At 68.1% G+C, this 21,500-nt stretch carries 17 protein-coding genes; 8 read left to right on the top strand and 9 right to left on the bottom strand.

What is annotated here, in order from left to right:
- Positions 1–3: 3 nt before the first annotated feature.
- Complete coding sequence (locus tag NB3_RS20515; protein WP_067805839.1) at positions 4–972, bottom strand: AraC family transcriptional regulator; 969 nt, start codon at positions 970–972, stop codon at positions 4–6.
- 649 nt (positions 973–1,621) lie between these two features.
- Between NB3_RS20515 and NB3_RS20510 the strand changes: the two genes are divergently transcribed.
- From NB3_RS20510 to NB3_RS20495, 4 genes are all read left to right on the top strand, one after another.
- On the top strand, positions 1,622–2,194 hold the full coding sequence (locus tag NB3_RS20510) for a TetR/AcrR family transcriptional regulator (RefSeq protein WP_067805836.1): 573 nt from the start codon (positions 1,622–1,624) through the stop codon (positions 2,192–2,194).
- A 640-nt stretch (positions 2,195–2,834) separates the two neighbouring features.
- Positions 2,835–3,311 carry a DUF1772 domain-containing protein gene (locus NB3_RS20505; protein ID WP_067805833.1) on the top strand — a complete coding sequence of 159 codons (477 nt, stop codon included), beginning with the start codon at positions 2,835–2,837 and terminating at the stop codon, positions 3,309–3,311.
- Between the two features lie 99 nt (positions 3,312–3,410).
- Positions 3,411–3,809 (top strand): PPOX class F420-dependent oxidoreductase, encoded by a 399-nt coding sequence (locus tag NB3_RS20500; protein ID WP_067805830.1) that lies wholly within the window; start codon positions 3,411–3,413, stop codon positions 3,807–3,809.
- A 336-nt stretch (positions 3,810–4,145) separates the two neighbouring features.
- Positions 4,146–4,583: a VOC family protein gene (locus tag NB3_RS20495; RefSeq protein WP_067805827.1), complete on the top strand. Its 438-nt coding sequence runs from the start codon at positions 4,146–4,148 to the stop codon at positions 4,581–4,583.
- A 140-nt stretch (positions 4,584–4,723) separates the two neighbouring features.
- Here the strand turns inward: NB3_RS20495 and NB3_RS20490 are convergent, their stop codons facing one another.
- Both NB3_RS20490 and NB3_RS20485 read right to left on the bottom strand, forming a co-directional pair.
- Positions 4,724–5,902, bottom strand: coding sequence for an MFS transporter (locus NB3_RS20490; protein WP_067805823.1), 1,179 nt, complete (start codon positions 5,900–5,902; stop codon positions 4,724–4,726).
- Positions 5,903–6,028: 126 nt separating this feature from the next.
- Positions 6,029–7,156: an NADH:flavin oxidoreductase gene (locus NB3_RS20485; RefSeq protein ID WP_067805820.1), complete on the bottom strand. Its 1,128-nt coding sequence runs from the start codon at positions 7,154–7,156 to the stop codon at positions 6,029–6,031.
- 109 nt (positions 7,157–7,265) lie between these two features.
- On the opposite strand from NB3_RS20485, the gene NB3_RS20480 reads away from it, so the two are divergent.
- Entirely contained in the window at positions 7,266–7,721 is a 456-nt protein-coding gene (locus NB3_RS20480; protein WP_067805817.1) for a MarR family winged helix-turn-helix transcriptional regulator, read from the top strand.
- Positions 7,722–8,001: 280 nt separating this feature from the next.
- Here NB3_RS20480 and NB3_RS20475 read toward each other — a convergent pair whose 3' ends face one another.
- On the bottom strand, positions 8,002–8,580 hold the full coding sequence (locus tag NB3_RS20475) for a TetR/AcrR family transcriptional regulator (RefSeq protein ID WP_067805918.1): 579 nt from the start codon (positions 8,578–8,580) through the stop codon (positions 8,002–8,004).
- A gap of 103 nt (positions 8,581–8,683) precedes the next feature.
- Here NB3_RS20475 and NB3_RS20470 point away from each other — a divergent pair, with 103 nt between their 5' ends.
- Both NB3_RS20470 and NB3_RS20465 read left to right on the top strand, forming a co-directional pair.
- Positions 8,684–9,664, top strand: a complete 981-nt coding sequence (locus NB3_RS20470; RefSeq protein ID WP_067805814.1) for a zinc-dependent alcohol dehydrogenase family protein — start codon at positions 8,684–8,686, stop codon at positions 9,662–9,664.
- A gap of 254 nt (positions 9,665–9,918) precedes the next feature.
- Entirely contained in the window at positions 9,919–11,115 is a 1,197-nt protein-coding gene (locus tag NB3_RS20465; RefSeq protein ID WP_067805811.1) for a L,D-transpeptidase, read from the top strand.
- Between the two features lie 42 nt (positions 11,116–11,157).
- Here NB3_RS20465 and NB3_RS20460 read toward each other — a convergent pair whose 3' ends face one another.
- Complete coding sequence (locus tag NB3_RS20460; protein ID WP_169810721.1) at positions 11,158–11,901, bottom strand: DUF2797 domain-containing protein; 744 nt, start codon at positions 11,899–11,901, stop codon at positions 11,158–11,160.
- 258 nt (positions 11,902–12,159) lie between these two features.
- The gene (locus NB3_RS20455; protein WP_067805805.1) at positions 12,160–12,594 is read right to left on the bottom strand and encodes a VOC family protein; all 435 of its coding nucleotides are present in this window, start codon (positions 12,592–12,594) and stop codon (positions 12,160–12,162) included.
- A gap of 190 nt (positions 12,595–12,784) precedes the next feature.
- On the opposite strand from NB3_RS20455, the gene NB3_RS20450 reads away from it, so the two are divergent.
- Positions 12,785–13,219, top strand: a complete 435-nt coding sequence (locus NB3_RS20450) for a DoxX family protein (RefSeq protein WP_067805802.1) — start codon at positions 12,785–12,787, stop codon at positions 13,217–13,219.
- Positions 13,220–13,463: 244 nt separating this feature from the next.
- Here the strand turns inward: NB3_RS20450 and NB3_RS20445 are convergent, their stop codons facing one another.
- From NB3_RS20445 to NB3_RS20435, 3 genes are all read right to left on the bottom strand, one after another.
- The gene (locus NB3_RS20445; protein WP_244891999.1) at positions 13,464–14,741 is read right to left on the bottom strand and encodes a serine hydrolase domain-containing protein; all 1,278 of its coding nucleotides are present in this window, start codon (positions 14,739–14,741) and stop codon (positions 13,464–13,466) included.
- A gap of 571 nt (positions 14,742–15,312) precedes the next feature.
- Complete coding sequence (locus NB3_RS20440) at positions 15,313–17,649, bottom strand: SpoIIE family protein phosphatase (protein WP_244891998.1); 2,337 nt, start codon at positions 17,647–17,649, stop codon at positions 15,313–15,315.
- Positions 17,649–21,500: HAMP domain-containing hybrid sensor histidine kinase/response regulator (locus tag NB3_RS20435; RefSeq protein ID WP_067805792.1), on the bottom strand; the 3,852-nt coding region annotated here is incomplete at its 5' end. The genes NB3_RS20435 and NB3_RS20440, both read right to left, overlap by 1 nt.

Here is a 21,500-nt window from a genome sequence, read left to right as displayed (position 1 = left end):
GCGTCAGCCGCGCAACGTCACCGCCGGCGGCACGCCCCATCGCCGCCGGTACAGGGCCGCGAACCGGCCCAGATGCCAGAACCCCCAGTCCGCGGCCACCGCGGCGACCGTGGTCGTGGTGGGGTCCGCGGCGGTCAGCGCGGCGTGCACGCCGACCAGCCGGGCTTCCCGCAATCGCGCCGTCGGTGTGGTGTCGAGGTATCGCCGGAAGCCCTCCTGCAGGCTCCGCACCGAAAGTCCCACTGCCTCTGCGATGTCGGTGATGGTGAGCATTTCGTGCGCATGGTCGGTGATGAGCTGTTCGGCCAGGCGGATGGGACGCGGCGTCGACTTCCCGGGGGCGACGTCGAGCAGGAACTCGGTGTAGCTGTTCGGCTGGGCCAGCAGGAATTGGGACATCATCAGCTGCTCGACCTGCGGTCGCAGCCGCGGATCGAGGAACAGGCCGGGGCCTTCGGCGTCGGTCTGCAGCATGCGCAGCGATTCGAGCCAGGTCCGGGCGGCCGGTGACCGCAGGTGCATGGCCATGGCCATCCGCAACGGACGATCCGGCACCCGGCCCAGCATCCGCCGCAGATGGTCGTCCAACGCGGCACGGTCGAATCGGACGAGCAGTTGCCTGCTGCTCTCGTGCCAGTTCATGTCCAGGGACGCGTCCGGGTCCGGAACCGAGGCCACCGCCGGGTCGAAGGCGATATCCGCGGTCCCGTTGAGCACCCGGGCCCACCCGGCCAGCGGGATTTGAACCAGACGGAAGGTTCCGATGGGTTCGGTCCGGATCCGAACCCGCACCCCGTAATGCTTGTAGACCAGGCCGATATCGCCGTACCGGACGACATTGCAGCTGGCTTCCATGGTGGAGGCGCCCGGGTCGAGCCGGTGCTCACGCAGGATGCCACTCATCGCCGCCCGCGCCACGTCGGGGTCAGCGGTCCGGAAATAGCGATGCCTCGACAACGGTTCGATGAACATCCCGACTGCCCTCCATGCGGCAGGCACCGCGCGATCGGGCCTGGACCAGTGGATAACCAAGGTATTGTCCGCCGACACCTGCTGCTACGCATACGCTTTCGCATTCGCCGTGCGTCCAATGGGCGCTTCACCGGCATCGGGAACCTACAGCCGTTTCCACTGGTCGGCCCGTCGCCGCAACCGTCGGTGCCTGGATCCCCGCACACCCGTGCGGCGGTCACCCCAGCCCAGACGTCCGGCCGAGGAAACAACCTTCGAGCGCCGCGCCGACAACGTGCGACCGAGGGAAACGTCGACGGCTCGACTGTGGGCAGCCTTTGTCCGCCCAGCGGGCCGGAAGTTCGATGATGCTGGGTCGACCCCGCACTGCCACCGCACATCGCTGGAACTGGTTGTTTTGCACCGCCATTCGTCGACGAGGTATCCCTCCGGTGGTGAGCGCCTCGTCGTGCTCGATTCGCTCGCTCCGAGCGAGGGCCCGGCGTTCGTCCTGCACGACATGTTCGCGATCCCGTTCCAGGAAGTCGGCAGATCCCGGGTAGATCGACCGAGGCCACCAAGAGGATCGCCAGCCGCACTCGCCACAAGGCCGACGAATCGGCGGTGGATCTAGTGACACTAGATTGTCAAGCAGTGCTACAGTCGGCCTATGGGGACTCGAACGCGGCGAGAGCGGGAACGCGCCGAACGGCACCGGTTGATCATCGACACCGCTCGGGAGTTGGCCGAGTCGCAGGGCTGGGACGCGGTGACTGTGCGCAGACTGGCGGAACGGATCGAATACAGCCAGCCGGTGCTGTATTCGCACTTCGCGGGCAAGGACGAGATCGTCACGGCGGTCGCCGAGGAAGGCATCGCGGAGATGGCCGCGTGGAGCCGGGCGGCGTTGGAGTCCGCCGGTGGCGAGCCGCGCGCGGCGTTGGCGGCGGTGGCGCGGTCCTACCTCGACTTCGCGACCGCGCGGCCCGCGCTCTACGACGCGATGTTCCTGATGAAGGTGAACCTCGAGTTCGGCGAGAACGCCTCGCAGCCGCTGCGGGACGCGTTCGCCGTCATGTTCGCGGCCTTCTCGCCGTTCGCGGGCGAGCATGATCCCGAGACCTTCACCGAGGTCGGCTGGAGCGCCTTGCACGGCCTGGCGACCCTGGACCGCGGTGGACGTCTGCGGCCGGCCCAGCGGGACGCCCGCTTGGCCGTGTTGATCGACCAGTGGACCCGATAGACCTCTGTCGCGGCGCACCGATCCGGTGGTCGCGATTTCCGCCCGGATCGCGTGTTCGAACCGGGTTGTGTCCAAAACATCTGTCCCTCAGGTGATCTGGCATCTCTGCTTTCGTCTCGTAGATTCCGTGCACGGGCTGTGACCCGATGTGCGGTTTCGGCTGGCTGCGGTTTCGCGAGTTCGGTGCGCCGACTGCAGATCGGGTTGGAAGCGACCAATCCTGCCCTGTTGCATCGCGCGGTATGCGGCAGCGAGCGCGTTCCTGCGGTGGCCTCCGTGCGCGGCAGTGATGCCGCCGTCCGAGCTGCCGAGGCATACCCGGATAGCCGGTGGGCTCACCGGCCTGGAGGGTGCCGTCGCTCGCTGACCTCGACGCGTCGGCCTGCTCGCAACCCGGACGACGAGGATCGGGCGGTGATGAGCCCAGGGCACCCGCGGATTCGGCAGCCCGAGGATTGGTCTGTTATCGGCTTGTCGGGTAACAAAGCCTCCTCGGTCGAACGAGCATGTGCGGCTTGCTGATCCGGGCGAAACCCTGCGGTGGCGGCCAGAAATCTAGCAAGGCTAGACAAGGTAGCAAGGGAATGTTACCGTTGCTCCAGTTCCTAACGCTGCTAGAACTCGGGAAGGGAAAACCGAAATGCTGATCGCCACCGGCCAGGCCATCGCCGCCGTCGCCGTTCTCTCCAACGCCATCGTCTATGGCACCGACGTCTCCGTGGCCGTGATCACCCGATCGGTGTACCGCAAGCTCGATGACGCCACCGTGACCATGAGTGCGGGATGGGGTCACTACTACGGCGACAGGCGCATGCCGGTGGTCGGTGTGGTCGGTGTGGTCAGCGCGGTGCTCACACTCCTGATCGCGCTGTGGGCCGGGCAGATCGGCGCCGCCGTGGCGGCGGGGATCACGGTGGTGGCACTGCTCACCTGGCTCGCCTTCTACGTCCGCATCGCCAAGCCGATCAATACCCAGCAGACCGCCGCCGCGCAGAGCGGCATCATTCCGCCCAATGCCCGTGCGTTGCAGGACAAGTGGGACGGCATTCTGAAGTACCGGGTCACCCTGCAATTCATCGCCATTGCCGGATTGTGCGCCGCGCTGATCCTGTTCTGATCTCAAAGCGCGCGATAGGCGGTGTCCCTGTGGGCAGATGGCCGGTGCACCAGCGAAACACACAGTCGGATATATCGAATTCTCTGAGGAGTAATTGACATGACCTTCACCAGCAACGAACGGCAGTTCCTCGCGGAGGCCGGGATCGGCCGGCTGGCCACCGTGTCGCCCGACGGCGTGGTGCAGAACAACCCGACCAGCTATCGGGTGAACGCCGACGGCACCATCGACATCGGCGGCATGCGCATGCGCGCCAGCCGCAAGTACCGCAATGTCGAGGCGGGCAGCCGGGTCTCGTTCGTCGTAGACCAGCAAGTTTCCTTGGAGCCGTACGTGATTCGCGGCATCGAGGTGCGCGGCACGGCCGAGGCGCTCGACGACCAGGAGCCGCCGTTCCCTCCCCAGGAACGCGCGGTCATCCGGATTCACCCCGAACGGATCATCTCTTGGGGCATCGACGGCGGATCCTTCGACTTCACCAGTCGCCGCGCCGAATAGTTCAGGCAGCGCAGGCGATTCTACGAGACGGCTGTCACCGGCCATCCGGTGGCGAGCGGAATGGACCCGGTCGGCGAATGGACTGGGCGCCCCCATCGATTACGCCGACGAGGATCTTATTCAGCAGAACCACCGGTCACTTGGTAGGCATGAATATCCCCTTGAACGAGCCCCGCACCGCCGCGAAGCGGTTCGGGGCTCATTCGGGTTCAACGGTCCAAGGCGTGGGGTAGCCGATAGGGTTACTTGCGAATGGCCGAGCGCGAGGAGATATCGGTGGCTCCATCGCGACAGCACGTCGTACCGTACCGACCGCCAGCGAAGGAGGCAGCGTTCATGAACAGTACCGATCTCCCCGCCCCTGACCAGGGACTACTGGTGACCCACTTCCTGACCGTGTCCGACGTGGCCCGCTCTCGAACCTTTTACGCCGACATCTTCAACGGCCGCGTGGTGCTGGAGGAGAACCCCTGCATCGTCAAAGTCGCCAATAGCTGGATCATCATGAACCCCGGCGGCGGGCCGACTCCGGACAAACCGGACATCGTGTTGCGCCCGCCCCAGCCGACCGATCCCGTGTCGGCATTCTTGAATGTGCGAGTAGCAGACATCGCCTCTTTCTATGCCGACGCACGGGGCAAGGGCGCCGAATTCCTTACCGAGCCGCTCGACCGGAAGGCCGAAATCCGTTGCTATCTGCGCGATCCGGACGGCTACCTGATCGAGATCGGCCAAGCCACCGGCATGCTCGCAGGGATTTTCGCCGACCGCTGAATCGTCGCTGCGAATCACCGATGACCGACTGCGGCGGTCGGTTGATCGGAAAGGTAGTTCAATCCGGATTCCCCGTTGATCGAGGGGCCTGGCCCAGCGGCGGTTCGCCGGACGATCGAGCCGCGGTAACCGGCGAGCGGCTACCGCCAGAGCGACGCCATGGCGGCAGCGATTGCCGCGGCGGCGAGGGCGGCGGTGGCGGGCCAGCCGAACCAGCCGACGGCGGCGGCGCCGGTGGCGGTGCCCAGGGTGCCGCCGACGAAGTAGACCATCATGTAGGCGCTGTTGAAGCGGGCCGGTGCGGCCGGGTCGATGGCCAGGACCGTGCTTTGGTTGGCTACTTGGGCCGCGAACAGTCCGGCGTCGAACAGGCCGAGGAAGACAAGGGCGAAGACGGGATAGGGCAGGAGGACGCTCAATGCCGCCGTCGCGGTGAGGGCCAGGACGAGTCCCACCGCGATCACCCGCCGCGCACCGACACGATCGGTCCACGCCCCCGAAATGCGGGTGGCGACCACGCCGAGCAGCCCGGCGACGGCGTACATGCCGATCCGCTCGGCCGAGTAGGAGTACGGCGGCTGCGACAGTGCGACCGCCAGTCCGGCCCAGATCGCGCAGAAGGCGAAGAACCACAGGGCGCCGCGAGCCGCCGCCGACCGCAGCGCGGAGAACTCCCGGTACAGCCCGGGAATTCCGCGCAGTGTCGTGAGATAACCGCCGGCGGCACTTGCGCGCGCGGCCGGTAACAGGACGCGGGCCATCGCCGCGATGACGGCGCACGCCGCTGCGACCACGCCGAGCATTCCGCGCCAGCCGATCAGTTCCGTCAGCCACCCTCCGACGATCCGGCCCGCGAGAATCCCCGCCGAAATGCCCGCGGTCACGATTCCCAGCGTCGTGGCCTGTCGTGACGGGTGGGCGAAACGCCCGGCGATCGAACTCAATTGGGCCCCGACCGACGACCCTGCCCCGGCCAAGCCGACAATCAGGCCGAGCATCCAGGGCGAACCGACCACCGCACTCGCGGCCGATGCGAGGGCCAACGCGCCGAATTGGGTCGCGACCACGATGCGCGGGGCGAACTGGTCGACCAGCGGTACCAGCAGCGCCAGGCCCGCCAGGTAGCCGAGCGGACCGCACGCCAGAGCCATGCCGACGGCGGCGAGCGAGGTGTGCAGCGACGCAGCCACTTCCGCGATGGCTGGTTGCAACGGATAGATACTGGCGGTGCCCAGCGCGGCCGCGAGCGACATGAACCACACGACGGGTGTCCGCAACGCATCGGTGACCGGTGCGTTCGGAACGAGATCGGTTTCCATGGCACCGACGCTATGAACACCGCGCCGACGATTCCGGCGGGAAATGGACTCGACCGTCGCGCCCCTGTGCGGGTCGACGTGCGGCGTCTTCGTCGGACAGGGCCGGTCGAACCGGAAGGGGATTGCCTAGCTCAGCGTCTTCAGGGCCGCCGCGTCGTACGGCTTCAGCTCGTCGATCCGCCCCGCCAGGACCTTGGACGCCCACTCGGGGTCCTGGAGCAGGGCGCGACCCACGGCGACCAGGTCGAATTCGTCGCGCTCCAGGCGATCGATGAGATTGTCGAGGCTGCCGAGCCGGGCGCCCTCGCCCGTGAACGCGCGGAGGAAGTCGCCGTCGAGCCCGACCGAGCCGACGGTGATGGTGGGCTTGCCGGTGAGCTTTTTGGTCCAGCCCGCCAAGTTCAGGTCCGAGCCGTCGAACTCCGGGAGCCAATAACGACGGGTGGAGGCGTGGAAGGCGTCCACGCCTGCCGCGGCGAGCGGAGCCAGGATCGCCTCCAGCTCCTGTGGGGTCTCGGCGAGCCGCGCGTGGTAGGCCTCCTGCTTCCACTGCGAGTAACGGAAGATCACCGGGAATCCGGGCGAGACGGCGGCGCGAACCGCGGCCACGACCTCGGCGGCGAACCTCGTGCGGGCCACGGTGTCGCCGCCGTAGCCATCGGTGCGGCGGTTCGTTCGCTCCCACAGGAACTGGTCGAGGAGATAGCCGTGCGCGCCGTGCAGTTCGACACCGTCGAAGCCGATGCGCTCGGCGTCCGCCGCGGCCTGGGCGAAGGCGCCGATGACATCGTCCAGATCGCTCTGGGTCATCGCCTTGCCGAGCCCCTCGGTGCCGTCGACCCGAATGCCGGAGGGTCCGACGGCGGGCGCATCGGGGTAGGGCGCGTCGCCCTGGTTGCGGACCATGCCGATGTGCCACAGCTGCGGCACGATCGTGCCGCCTGCCGCGTGGACGTCCTCGGCGACCTTCGCCCACCCCGCCAATTGCTCCGCACCGTGGAACCGAGGCACCCGATCACTCTGTCCGGCGGACTCGTGGCCGACGTAGGTGCCCTCGGTGACGATCAGGCCCACGCCGGCGGCCGCGCGGCGGGCGTAGTACGACCGCACGTCGTCACCGGGAACGCCGCCAGGAGAGAACATGCGCGTCATCGGCGCCATCACGATGCGGTTCGGGACGGTCAGGCCGTTCAGCGCGATGGGCCGGGACAGAAGCGCGGCCGTGCGCGAGGCGACGGTCGTGGTGTCGGTCACTGGATACTCCTCGTGGGTACTACGTCGATGGTTGAGAACTTCAAGCAATGGGCCACACGCTAGGGGTAAATATTTGAGATAGTCAAGTTTCTGCGGATAGGCTGGGCGTATGGCAGAAGCTCCCCGCGTCGACACGGCCCAGCTGATGGAGTTGCTCTCGGTGTCGCTCGGCGTCTACTACGGCGACTTCACCGTCGCGGCGGCGAGTGAGAACCTGACGGCGAGTCAGGGCAAGGCGCTGACCGTGCTCCGTCGAGGCCCCGTCGCGATGCGCGCTCTCGCCGAGACCTTGGCCTGCGACGCCTCCAACGTGACCGGGATCATCAACCGGCTGGAGAAGCGTGGCTTCGTGCGGCGGGAGACCAGCACATCCGACCGCCGCGTCACCAATCTCGTCATCACGCCCGAGGGCGAGCAGGTGATCGACACGATCCGGGCGAAAATGCGCGCCACCCGAGAGGGTCTGAACAGGCTCGATGACCAGGACCGGGACTGTCTGTACGCACTGCTGGAACGGGTTTTCGTCGCCCGAGCGGACTCGCCTGCGTCGGTCGCAGGTCGATAGGCGCCAACGGGCTCCGATTCCACTGCCCGCGCCGCCGGGCAAACCGCGGTTTCCGATGGCGAGCGACCGTGACGGGCGCAGCGGGAGACTGACGCGCGAGTAACGGTCGTGGCCGGGCTCCGGCGGTGCTCACGCGGCGACGAGCCGGTCCGGCGAGGGGGCGAGCGTGGCCGATCCGGCCGGGGCCTTCCCGGGCGCCCGGACGCATCCTCGCCTCGTATCGACCTGCCCGACATCGGTTGCTCGCCACCCGTCTCGGCGGTCGCGCCGGGTCGGGCTGCTACGAGGGGCGCGGTCGGCGTTCGAGGGTGCTCAAAAAGTATTCGGCAGCATCCTGCACGCGGTCGTGGTCGCCGGTGGCGAGCAGGTCGAGCAGCAGCCCGCGGATCGTCGCGATCACCAATGTGGCTGTGCGGGTCGCGGTCTCGGGATCGGTGTCGGGTGCTTGGGTCTGGCGCAGTGAGGTCATCCAATCGGTGACGACGTGGTCGAGGAAGTCCGCGAACTGCTGTGGGGCTTGCAGAGCGCGTCCGTAGACGGCGAAGAACAACCGGAACTCCGCTTGCCGCCGCGGATCGGAGGTTCGGGTCCAGACCGCGCGTGCTGCCGCCGCCAGGTCGGGGTGCGCGCCCGCCGCATCGCTGGTAGCGGCGAACATGCGCCGTCGTAGCCGCTCGAGGACGGCTTGGAGCATTTGCTCCTTGGTGCCGAAGTGGTGCACGAGCGTGGTCGGCGAGACTCCGAGGCCCGCGGCGACCGGCCGCCACGACAGCTCGGACAGGCCGTGCTCGACGGTGTAGTCGACCACCGCGTCGAGCAACTCGTCCCTGCGCCGATGGTCGACCGGACGCCCCGCCATCGCCACCTCCTGATGTGCGTCGCGATTGACATTAGTAGAACGACTGTACTATGAATTTTTATAGAACGATCGTACAAGGAATCGAAGTGGTCAGGAGCCTCCCATGTCACGAGTCGTCGTCTTCGACGAGACCGGCGCCCCCGAAGTCCTGCATATCGTCGACGAACCGGTCGCCGACCCAGGGGCGGGAGAGGTGCGAATCAAGGTCGAAGCCGTCGGGGTGAACCGGCTCGACCAGATGATGCGCGCGGGTATGTCGCCGCGGCCGATCCGTTTGCCACACGCCCGCCTCGGAATCGAAGCAACCGGCACGATCGAGGCGCTCGGTTCCGGAGTCGAAGGATGGGCCACCGGCGATGCGGTCATCGTCACCGCGGTGCCCGAGATGGACCTCCACGGCACCTACGCCGAACACATCGTCGTGCCCGCCGATCGGATCATCGCCCGGCCCGCCGGACTGGACGCCGTCGGCGCGGCAGCGTTGTGGGTGGCGTACTCCACCGCCTACGGCGCGCTCGTAGAAAAGGCCGGGATGCGGCCCGGCCATCATGTTCTGATCACCGCCGCCTCCAGCGCCGTCGGTCTGGCCGCCATCCAGATCGCCGCTCAGATCGGCGCCATACCGCTCGCCGTCACCCGGCACGCCGCGAAAGAGCGCGCCCTGCTGGCAGCCGGCGCCGCCGCCGTCATCGTCACCGACCGCGACGATGTCGTCCGGGCCACGCACCGGCACACCAACGGCGCGGGCGCCGACATCGTCCTGGACTCCGTCCTGGGCCCCGGCTTGGCCGACCTGGCCGACGCGGCCAAGCGATTCAGCGGAACGCTGGTCGGTGTCGGATGGCTGGACCCACGGCCGGCGCCGTTCCCGTCCAACCCGATCACCATGATCCGGTACATGAGCTTCGAACACACCCTCGACCCGGTGGTCGTGCACCGCATCGCGGCATTTCTGACCGCGGGCATCCGCACCGGCGCACTGCGCCCCACCATCGACACCGTGTTCCCCCTCGACGACATCGTCGCCGCCCACCACCACCTGGAAAAGGGACACCACATCGGCAAAATCGTCGTCACCGTCTGACGGCGCCCCGACCGGGGCGATCCTCGCGGTGACCGAGGCGGGTTCTGGGCCGACCGTCACGCCACCCGGCTGGGTGACCTGCGGATTCCCCACACCACCGAGGACGGTTGCACGCGCCTTCGAAGCGATCGAGGAACGGTATCGGTTGTGCGGCGGATCGGTGGAGATGCTGCTCGTCGGCGTCCCGAGGGGCGGGTAGCTGCCGCATGCTGTCGGACGGAGGTCGGCTCGGCGCCCGGGAAGGGAGATGGACGGTGGCATTGCGACGTCGTCGGCTGCTGCTCGGCTTCGCCGGTGCGGGCGGCCTCGCCCTGGCCGGATGGGGGTGGGGGCGTGAACTCGCGCCGCCACCCGAACCCGCCACGATCCGATTCGATCCCGCACCCGGCGCCCGCGATGTCGACGCACGCGGGCTCGGCACGATCACCGTCGCCGATGGGACGCTGCGGTCGGTCGAGTGGATCGATGAAACGGGCCGAGCGCTGCCAGGTGCGTCGGCGCCCGACCAGCGAACGTGGACGAGCACCGAACCACTGGGCTACGGACACACCTACACCGTGAAAGCCGTGGCGCACGGCGAGACCGGCGACGTCACCGCGACGACAACCTGCGCCACGGTGGCACCGCGACAGCTCGTGGATGTCTCCCTGCGCTCGGCCAATCTCGTCGAGCTGGCCGAAAACGACACCTACGGAGTGGGTTTCGTGCTGGTCGCCCATTTCGACGAACCCGTCGACCGGGCCGCCGTCGAACGCAACCTGAAGGTCACCACCGAGCCCGCCGTCACCGGCGGCTGGTACTGGCTCGACGATCAGAACGCACACTGGCGGCCGGAGCACTATCACGCACCGGGAACCAGGATCACGATCGAGTCCGAACTCTTCGGCGTCGCGCTCGGCGAGGGCCGCTACGGTCTACGCGACCAACGGGTCTCAGTGCTCATCGGGCCCGCGCACGTGGCGATCGCCGACGACGACACCAAACAGATCGACGTCTTCGACAACGGAAACCTGGTGCGCACCATGCCCACATCGATGGGCATGGGCGGCACCGCGGTCGTCGGCGGCAGAGCCATGTCGTTCTGGACTCGACCCGGCGTCTACACCGTGCTGGACCGCAACGACCCGGTGATCATGGACTCCGCCAGCTACGGCCTGCCCACCAGCTCCGCGCTCGGCTACCGCACGAGCATCAACCACGCGGTCCGCATCAGCCACGACGGCATCTTCGTGCACGAACTGGCCGCGAGCATGTGGGCCCAAGGCAACACCAACGTCTCCCACGGCTGCCTGAACCTCTCGCCGGCCGACGCCGCGTGGTTCTACGACTTCGTCATCCCCGGCGACGTGGTCGAGGTCCGCAACACCGGCGGCGAACCGCTCGATATCTGGCACAACGGCGATTGGAGCATCCCGTGGACCGACTGGCTCCGCGGCGGCGCCCCCGCATGACATGAGGACGGCGACGCCAAGGCCGACTCCGACGAAGACGGGTCAGAACAAGCTGGTCTGCGCGGCGACGGTCGCGAAGCGACCCCGCTCGGCCACGGTCCGGTAGAACTCGCTGCCACCCGACCAGGCCGTGTCGGTGCGCATCGTCTCGGCGGGCAGCACGGCGACCGCATCGGAGGCCGCGGCGGCCACCGCGGCCTCCACTGCCGCCCACGGCGCCAGCGGCTTGGTCAGGATCCTGGTCTTCGCCACACTGCCCACGGCCTGCCGGAAACCGGCCTGCGCCGACACCACACGTTCCAGTTCGCGCACATGCAAGCCGTCCGGCGAGTCGGCGATGAACCGCGCCGCGAGCGCGCCCTGTTCATACAGGCGGCGATTCCGGCGCGCCGCCGACGCCGTGCCGACTTTCGCCACGCCGTCACCGAAATAGGCGATGTACAGATGGTGCGGCTGCGACACGTAGGAACGGATCTGCTCGGGGAGAGCGGAGATCGAGCCGCGGTGCGTGTGCACCACCGCCCACCCTTCCCGTACCCGGCATGGCGAGCACTGCCGACCGCTGGTGACTTGCACGGCATCCGGACAGGGCCGCCGCCCGGGGAAGCTGCCGAAACCGCGGTACCCCAGGCAGTAGCGCGCGCTGTCGCGGACCCGGAACGCCAAGCGTGTGCCGAGACCTGGCACCCGCTCGGTCTCACCGTCACCGCGCAGCAGCTCGTACCACCAGTGGCGGCGCTCGTCCCAGCGGGTGCCGCAGTACAGCAAGGTATTCGTCTCGGTCATCGACTCCCGCCGCGCACCTTCATGTCCGGTCGTGGTCACCACCATGATGAGCGATCTTTCCCGAACTTGTTGTGAGCGTGCCGATATGCGCCATCCGGCCGCTGCGAACCCGATCTCGCGGCACTGCCGTGGACGCTGATCACGGGAACCGTCTGTCCGCACCAGCGTCCTGCACCGTCCGGTCAGGCGAGTTGCTCGCGCGCGCCGGGGCGGGTCTCGGTCCTGGCTTGTGGGCGAGACGAGGGTGGTTCGCGTCCGTCAGTCGAGACAGAACTCGTTGCCCTCGATGTCCTGCATCACGATGCACGACTCGTTGTGGCCGTCGGCGGGCAGCAGTCGCACGCGGACCGCGCCGAGGGTGATCAGTCGTCCGCACTCGGCTTCGAGTGCGGCGAGGCGCTCTGCGCCTACGAGGCCGGTGCCGACCCGCACGTCGAGATGCACCCGGTTCTTTACGACCTTGCCTTCGGGGACGCGCTGGAAGTACAGTCGCGGACCCACACCCGACGGATCGACGCAGGCGAACGCCGAACCCTGACGCTCGGGTGGCTGTGCGCGGTCGAAATCGTCCCACGTCGCGAAGCCCGCCGGTGGCGGCGGTACGACGTAGCCCAACACCTCGCACCAGAAACGAGCGACGCGCTCGGGTTCCGCGCAGTCGAAAGTGACTTGGACCTGCTTGACCGATGCCATCGGTCCACCGTAAGGGTGCGTGCGGGTCACCGCGACGTTCTCGCATATCGGTTGACGGGCCGCCTATCCGACCGCTCCCGTAAGGGGCGGCAAGAATTTCTCGCCGCGACCGATGAATCCTCGCGAGTGCCGCCGTCCTGTCAGGTGAACGCGCTACCGAAGAGCGCAACCGACCCTGGAGGAACGAACAATGACCACCATCGCCGCCGCGCCCACCGCCACCGCTACCGCCCGCCCCGGCAAAGTCCGCAACCGTGTCCTGTGGGGACTGCAGATCTTCCTGGGCCTGTTCTTCATCCTCGCCTCGGGCTTGCCGAAGGTGCTCGACATGGTTCCCGAGGAGAACATGGCGGCGATGCGTGAGGCCGGTATCGGTTCGCCCTGGTTCATGTACTTCGTGGGGGCCTGCGAGATCGCGGGCGGTGTCGGCCTGCTCGTGCGGCGCCTGAGCGGACCGGCCGCGGTCGGCCTGTCGATCCTGACCTTGCTGGCCGCCGCCACCAACCTCTTCCTGACCGACATGCCTGCCTACGCGCCCTTCCCGCTGGTGCTGTCGGGCATCTTCGCCTGGATCGCCTACGAGCGCCGCGACACCCTCGCCCTGCGCTCGCTGTTCACTCGGTGAGAACACGACAGGCACGCACAACGATCGGCAGGCTCCGGCCCGCCGATCGTTTCGGCGTTGCGCGGTAAGGGCGTTCAGGTCGGTTCCCTTGCCGTGCAACACATTCGCTCTCCCACTCCAGGTGGACCGTCCTGCACGACAACGGGGCCGGACATGCTGCATGCGAAACGCGGCTCGCTTTCGTCGTCCGGCGGGCACACCGCGCGCAACGGGACGAACCCGACCGTTTCTCCGCGTTCTGTCGCTACCGGATGCCAGGGGTCGCCGGGTCAGGGCCGACACAGCCGAGGACGAAGCAGCCCGGAGGCCAATTCGCGAACGGCGCGGACATGGGCTTGCCCAGGCAGGACAGCGGATTGCAGCCCGGGTAGGCCATCGGGCCGATACCAAGGGCGGCGAGGGTCGCGTCCGGATTCGAGATCATCGGATCGGCCAGTTGGACATCCGATTGCTGTTCGTAAGGTGCCGCTGCGGGTATGCGGGGTTCCCGGAAGGCGGCGCCGACCGCCCGCAGGAATTCGTGCGGGAAGCTCAACGCGCTGCCCGGAACTGTGACGCCGGTCCAACTGACCATGAGTCCAAGGCTCGGCACGATGTAATTGTCCTGGCGCATCATCCCCGACATCTGCATCGCATCCGGCGGCAGACCGGGGAAGTAGTTGTCGCAGTCCGGTCCGTTCACGACGAACAGGAAGCCGTAGCACGGGTTCGTCGGGGCCGGCCGTCCCGCCTGGGCGAGATAGTCGGCGGAAATGATCTGGCGATCGCCCCACCGGCCCCGGTTGGTGAGCAGTAGGCCCAGCTTGGCGAAATCGTCCGGTGGCAGCAGCAGATGCGCGTAGCCATAGGTGTTTCCGCTGCGGTCACGACCCCAGAAGTAGTCGGTCGGCGGAATGCCCAACGGATCGAACAGTTTTCGTTGAGCGTACGCCTGGAAGTCCTCGCCGACCGCACGCTGGATCACATACGCCAGCAGATCGACAGCGCGCTGACTGTAGCGCCACTCGGCGCCCTGCTGTTGATCGATCGGCATCGCCAACGCCTGCGCGACCACATTCGGATCGATCTGCGCCAACCCGGTGATCCCTTCGGAGGCCACCGCCACCCGCATGCCGCTGGATTCGATCAGCAGATTCCGCACCGTGATCGCGCGATGCCCGGCATCACCGAGTTCGGGCGGCAGATACGCGCCGATCGGGTCATCGAGTCGCAGCCGCTGCTCGTCCACCGCGATCCCGGCCACCATCGAAACCACGCTCTTGGTGCTGCTCCAGAGATTCCACGGCACACCGGCGGCCCTCGCGTTGTTCGGGCCGGTCGCGATCAGGCAATTGTTCCGGAAGATCTGCAGCGTCGTGCGCGTCGAATCCGCCGCGAGCGCCACCGCCTGGCGCAGCGCCGCCGAATCGAGTCCGACCTCCTCCGGCGTCGCCGTTTCGGGTACCCGTCCACTGCTGACCGCGCAATGCCGCACCCCCTCCGGTCCGGCATGCGCCACTACCGGTGCACCAACCCCCAGCATCGATGCGGCGACCGTAATGACGGCTGCCGCAAGACTTCTCATACCTCGACCCACGCAGGTCCTCCGCTCTCGACGAACTCCACCTGGCTCATCGCCCCCTCCGCATCCCTGGTTACCGCCTCGTGTGCCCCCACTTGTAGGGGGCGGACCCGCGCGGCGTGCGTCGAAGTTTCTGTTTCGGCAACGCCGCTTCGGGCACCACTCGTTCGACGCCGGAGTTCCGGCGCCCGGCGTGGAACCGAGATGGACGTGTGAGTGGAGCAAGCCCATGACGACAGAGCACGGTGCAGGACAGCGGCACGAGGATCAGCGAGCCGACCTCGCGGATACCCGTGACGACCGCGAGCCGACGGTCGGTCCCACCGATACCGGAGCCAGGCCGGATCTGGACCCCGACGAGCCCGGCAGCCCGGCCGACCTGTCGAAACCTTCTCTGCTCGCGGTGGTCAAGCGCACGCAAGCTCGACGACGCGGACAAGGAAGCGGTCCGAGCCGTCGAATCCGCCCGCCGGGAATGATCACCACGCGGGCCCGCCGGAGTCTGCACCGGCGATGCCGGTGGTAGACGTGGTCAGTGCGGTCCCGGTGCGTCCTGACCGGGTCCGACTTGAATGCCGACCACGCAGGTGTCGTCGTCGGTGTCGGCATCGCTGTCGTCGAGCAGGTCGTCCAGACGGTCGTCCAGGCTGCCGGTGAGTTGTGCCGACGTCGCGAGCAACCGCTCTATGCACTCGTCCAGAAGGCGATCACGGCGCTCGATGAGCCCGTCGGTGTAGAGCAGGAGGGTGTCGTCGGTTTCCAGTTGCAGTTCCGCTTCCTCGAAGGTCGCCTCCGCCACGGCGCCGAGGAGCATGCCTCCGAGCATGGGCAGGCTGGAGGCCCGGCCCGCGCGCACCAGCACCGGCGGCAAGTGGCCTGCCCGGGCCCAGCGCAGCACCCGGGTGTGCGGATCGTAGAGCCCGCAGATGGCGGTGGCGAAGATGTTGTCGGTCAGGTGGTGGGCCACCTGGTTCAGCCAGGTCAGCATCTGACCCGGACCCGCACCGGTTGCCGCGAGGCCGCGCAGGGCGTTGCGGAGCACGACCATGCCGGTGGCCGCCTTGATGCCGTGGCCGGTGATGTCACCGACGGACACCAGTATTTGCTTGGTGGGCAACACGAGCGCGTCGTACCAGTCACCGCCGACCGTGTAGTCCTGCTCGGCCGGCCGGTACCGCACCGCGATGCGCAGCCCGAACGCCTCGATGGACGGCTGCGCGTCCGGCATGATCGCCTGCTGGAGCTGCCGCGCCAGCTGGCTCTGTTCGGCGGCGTGCTGCTCGGTATGGGCCAGCCGGTCGCGCGTCGCGGACAACGCGACCTCGGTCCAGTGCTGCGCGGAGATGTCTTGATAGGCGCCGCGGATGGTGGCCAGATGTCCTGCCTCGAGGACCGGTTCGGCGACGATCCGGATGTGCCGGGTCACGCCGTCCGGCCGGATCAGGCGGAAGGCCGTCGAGGCCGAGCGGCGGAAACGCAGCAGGGTACGCAGGAATCGCCCCACCGCATCCGCGTCATCGTCGTGGACGTGCGCGGGCAGCTGCGACAGCGGAATCGGGTCCGCGCTCGGCGCCAGCCCGTAGAGGGCGAAGAGCTGGCTGCTCCACGTGATCTCGCCGGTGGCCGCGTTCTCCTCGAAGCCGCCGACGCGGCCGAGCCGCTGGGCATGTTGCAGCAGCGCCGCCAATCGCGCCGTTTCGTCCTCGACCCGCCACACCATGAGCACCGTGTTTCCATGGCGGCTGATGCTGAGCGCGGCCGAGACGGTCAGCGGCACCTGGTCGACCAGTTCGGTCAGCATCACCCGGTCGGCGCGATAGGTCTCGCCGGTGGCGAAGACGTGCTCGATCCGCTCGAACAGCTGCCCATCGCTGGCGGCCATCGGGTACGCCTCGAGCAGCAGCGCGCCGTTGACCAGGCCGCGGGGCCTGCCGGCCGGGTCGACGAAGCAACTGTTGACGTGGTGGATGCAGAAGTCGACGAGCGCGCCGCCCTCGTCGAGGTGGGGCAGCAGCACCAGCGCTGGGTCGAACAGGCCGTCCGCGAGCCGCACCAGGTCCGCGACGTCGGGCCGGTCCGATGCCCGCACCGCGGCCGAGTCCGACTCCAGGGTGTGCGCGCACAGTTCGGCCAGCGCCTCCAGCTGCCGGTGCACCTGGGGCGGCTGCGGCTCGAGCGGCTGCGACCAGCACACCTCGAGAACGCCGAGCAGCTTGCCTCCCGCACCCGCCGGGATCGCCGCACGGCCGCCGTCGCGGTCGCCGATCGACGGGAGCCCGGACCGGCCCAGGTCCTCGATCCACACCGGGTTGCGCTGCACCAGCGACTGCCGGGCCGGGGTCGCCACCCCCGGCGGCACGTACCGCCAGCGCTCGGCCTCCTGCGGGCTGATGCCGGCGGAACCCGCCAGGGTCAGCGACGCGTCGGCGCCCGCGGACCAGATCGCCACCGCTGTGGCGCCCAGCGGCGTCAGTGCGTGCTCCAGCACCGATTCCGCCACACGGTGGGTGTCGCCGGCCGCGAGCAACCCGCTCTCGGCGGTGCGCAACCGCACGGCCGCCGACGGCTCCTCCGGCGTGGCGGTGCGCGACAGGAATTCTCCGACGACCGCGCTGACCTCGTCCTGGGCGGCTTGGTCGACCAGTTCGGCGGCCAGCTCCAACGGTGTGATGCCCGCTTGCTCGGCGAGGGCCTCCAGTTGCCGCGCCGCCTGCGCGGGCCCGCAGCGCAGCCGTTCCACCAGCACGCCCTTGGCCATCTCGATCAGCGCGCGCCCGTCGGCGGTGGCCTGAGCCTGCTGGATCTGCGCGCGCAGCCGCTCCACGGTGGCCGCGAGGCGGTGGACGGCGGGACTGTCCGGGTCGGTCATCAGGCACCCAGCCAGTGCTGGATGCATGTGATCAGAGCGTCCGCGTCGACCGGTTTGGTGACATAGTCGTTGGCGCCCGAAGCGAGGCTCTTCTCGCGGTCGCCCAGCATCGCCTTGGCCGTGACGGCGATGATCGGCAGGCTCTCGTACTGCGGCATCTCGCGGATCGTCGCCGTCGCGGTATAGCCGTCCATCTCGGGCATCATCACGTCCATCAGGACCAGGTCGGTCTCCGGGTGGGCGAGGAGTTTGTCGATGCCCTCGCGCCCGTCCTCCGCGTGCAGGACGCTCATGCCGTGCAGTTCGAGAATGCTGCTCAGCGCGAAGAGGTTCCTGGCGTCGTCGTCGATGATCAGCACGGTGCGACCCGCGAGCTTGCCGTCGGGCCGCTGTGGCGCCGCGCTCGGGGCGTCCTCCCGGTTCACCAGGGGCAGCATGTCGCCGGGCGCCTCCGCGGTGACGTGCAGCGCGATCCGTTCCCGCAGATCGTCCAGGCTGGACAGCAGTTCGAGCGGCTGGCGCGTGGTGCTCTGTTGCAGCAGGCGTTCTTGCTCGCCGTCGACCCGGCGGTTGTGGACCAGGACCGGGACGCTGCTCAACGCGGCGTCCCCGTTCATCGTCTCCAGGAACCGCAGCGCGGCGCCGTCGGGCATGTCCAGCTCGAGCACCACGCAGTGGAACGCTTCGGCGGCCATCGCCGCCGCGGCTTCTTCCACCCCGACCGCGGTGACGACCTGGACCGGCCCGCGCGGATCGTTGCTGTCCGCGAGTTCGGCGACGGCGCTCTGCGCGACCAGCGACAGCAGACCTTGCGGGCGTTCCTCGACGACCAGCAGCCTGCGGTGCTGCTGGGGCGCGGAGGGAGCGGGAGTGTGCTCGCTTCCGCTGGCGGCCTGCTGCGCGTCCTCCCGCTCGCGCGGCGGCGCATCCTGGAAGTCCGGCCGGGCGACCGGGAGATAGAAGGTGAACGTGCTGCCTTGTCCTGGCGCGCTGTCCGCGGTGATGGCGCCGCCGAGCAGGTAGGCGATCTCCCGGCTGATCGACAGGCCCAGACCGGTGCCGCCGTACTTGCGGCTGGTCGTGCCGTCGGCCTGCTGGAAGGCGCCGAAGATCGACTCCAACTGGTGCTCGGCGATGCCGATACCGGTGTCGATCACCCGGAACGCGACGGCCGGGCCGTGCTGGCGCACGGCGGCGGGCAGCTGGCTCGCCTCCGCCGGTTCGATGCGCAGTTGCACCGATCCGGTCTCGGTGAACTTCACGGCATTGGACAGCAGGTTTCGCAGCACCTGCCGCAGCCGCGAGTCGTCGGTGATCAGCTCCATCGGCAGGCCGGGCGCGGTCGTGACGTGGAAGCGCAGACTCTTCTGGGTGGTCATCGGCCGGAAGGTGGCCTCGACGTAGTCCAGCAGCTGACGCAACGACACGCGCTCCGGGGCGAGGTCCATCTTGCCCGCCTCGACCTTGGACAGGTCGAGGATGTCGTTGATCAGCTGAAGCAGGTCCGAACCCGCCGAATGGATGATGCCCGCGTACTCGACCTGCTTGGGGGTGAGATTGCGGCTCGGGTTCTGGGCCAGCAGCTGCGCGAGAATCAGCAGACTGTTCAGCGGGGTGCGCAGCTCGTGGCTCATGTTGGCCAGGAATTCCGACTTGTACTTCGAGGCGAGCGCGAGTTCCTGGGCGCGCGTCTCCAGTTCCTGCCTGGCCTGTTCGATCTGCAGGTTCTTGGCTTCGATGTCGCGGTTCTGCATGGCCAGCAGAGCCGCTTTGTCTTCCAGTTCGGCGTTGGAGCGCTGCAGCTCTTCCTGCTGCACCTGCAACTCCTCCGAGCGGGCTTGCAGCTCGGTGGTCAGGCGCTGCGATTCGACCAGCAGCTCGTCGGTGCGGGCGTTGGCGATGATCGTGTTGACGTTGACGCCGACCGTCTCCATCAGCTGGTCGAGGAAGTCCCGGTGGATGCGGGTGAAGCGGTGCAGGGTAGCCAGTTCGATCACACCGAGGACCTGGTCCTCCACCACGATCGGCAGCATGAGCAGGTGGGCGGGCGCGGTCTGGCCCAGCCCGGAGGAGATGGTGACGTAGTGGGCGGGCACGTCCTCCACGGCGATCGTGCGGCGGCTGCGTGCCGCCTGACCCACCAGGGATTGGCCGAAGGCGAACCGCGGGGGGCTGCTCGGCTCGTCGGGGCTGCCGTACGAGCTGATCAACCGCAGTTCCGGCTGCTCCTCACTGTCGTCGGCCAGGTAGAAGGCGCCGAACTGCGCGGAAACCAACGGCGCCAGCTCGTCCATGATCAACCCGGCCACCACGTGCAAGTCGCGCTGACCCTGCATGAGACCGGAGATACGGGCCAGGTTGGATTTCAGCCAGTCCTGATCCTGGTTGGCCATGGTGGTCTCGCGCAGCGACTCCACCATCGCGTTGATGTTGTCTTTCAGCTCCGCGACCTCGCCGGAGGCCTCCACGGTGATGGAGCGGGTCAGGTCGCCTTCGGCCACGGCGCTGGTGACCGCGGCGATCGCGCGGACCTGGCGGGTCAGGTTGCCCGCCAGCTCGTTGACGTTCTCGGTCAGCCGCTTCCACGTGCCGGAGACGCCCTCGACCTCGGCCTGGCCGCCGAGCCTGCCCTCCGACCCCACCTCGCGGGCGACGCGGGTCACCTCGGCGGCGAACGCGGACAGCTGATCGACCATCGTGTTGATGGTGGTCTTCAGCTCCAGGATCTCGCCGCGGGCGTCCACGTCGATCTTGCGGGTCAGATCGCCCTGCGCGACGGCGGTGGTGACCTGGGCGATGTTGCGGACCTGGTTGGTCAGGTTGTTCGCCATGGAGTTGACGTTGTCGGTCAGGTCCTTCCACGTGCCCGCCACGTTCGGGACGCGGGCCTGACCGCCGAGCATGCCCTCGGTGCCGACTTCGCGGGCGACGCGGGTGACCTCGTCGGCGAACGCGGACAGCGTGTCGACCATCGTGTTGATCACTCCGGCGAGTGCCGCGACTTCGCCCTTCGCCTCCACCGTGATCTTCTGGCTCAGATCGCCGCGGGCCACCGCGGTGGCGACCTGAGCGATCGAACGCACCTGACCGGTGAGGTTGGAGGCCATGACATTGACGTTGTCGGTCAGGTCCTTCCAGGTGCCCGACACACCCCGCACGGTCGCCTGGCCACCGAGGTTGCCTTCGGTGCCGACTTCGCGGGCGACGCGGGTGACCTCGTCGGCGAACGCCGAGAGCTGATCGACCATCGTGTTGATGGTCTCCTTGAGCTCCAAGATCTCACCGCGGGCGTCCACTCTGATCTTCTGGCTCAGATCGCCACGGGCTACCGCGGTGGTCACCTGGGCGATCGATCGCACCTGCGCGGTGAGGTTGTCGGCCATGACGTTGACCGACTCGGTGAGGTCCTTCCAGGTGCCGGAGACGCCCTTGACGTCCGCCTGGCCGCCCAGCCTGCCTTCGGTGCCGACCTCGCGGGACACCCGGGTGACCTCGTCGGCGAAGGACGAGAGCTGGTCGACCATCGTGTTGATGGTGTTCTTCAGCTCCAGGATCTCGCCACGCGCGTCCACCCTGATCTTCTGCGACAGATCGCCCTGCGCCACCGCGGTGGCCACCTGGGCGATCGATCGCACCTGCGCGGTGAGGTTGCCCGCCATGAAGTTCACCGAGTCGGTGAGGTCGCGCCACGTGCCGGAGACGCCCTTGACGTCCGCTTGACCGCCGAGGATGCCTTCGGTGCCGACCTCGCGGGAGACCCGGGTGACTTCGTCGGCGAACGACGAGAGCTGGTCGACCATCGTGTTGATGGTGTTCTTCAGCTCCAGGATCTCGCCGCGGGCGCTCACCGT

It is taken from the genome of Nocardia beijingensis NBRC 16342 (assembly GCF_001612785.1).
GTDB lineage: Bacteria > Actinomycetota > Actinomycetes > Mycobacteriales > Mycobacteriaceae > Nocardia > Nocardia beijingensis.
Note: the sequence above shows the minus strand (reverse complement) of the source record. Positions and strands in the feature narration are given on the sequence as shown.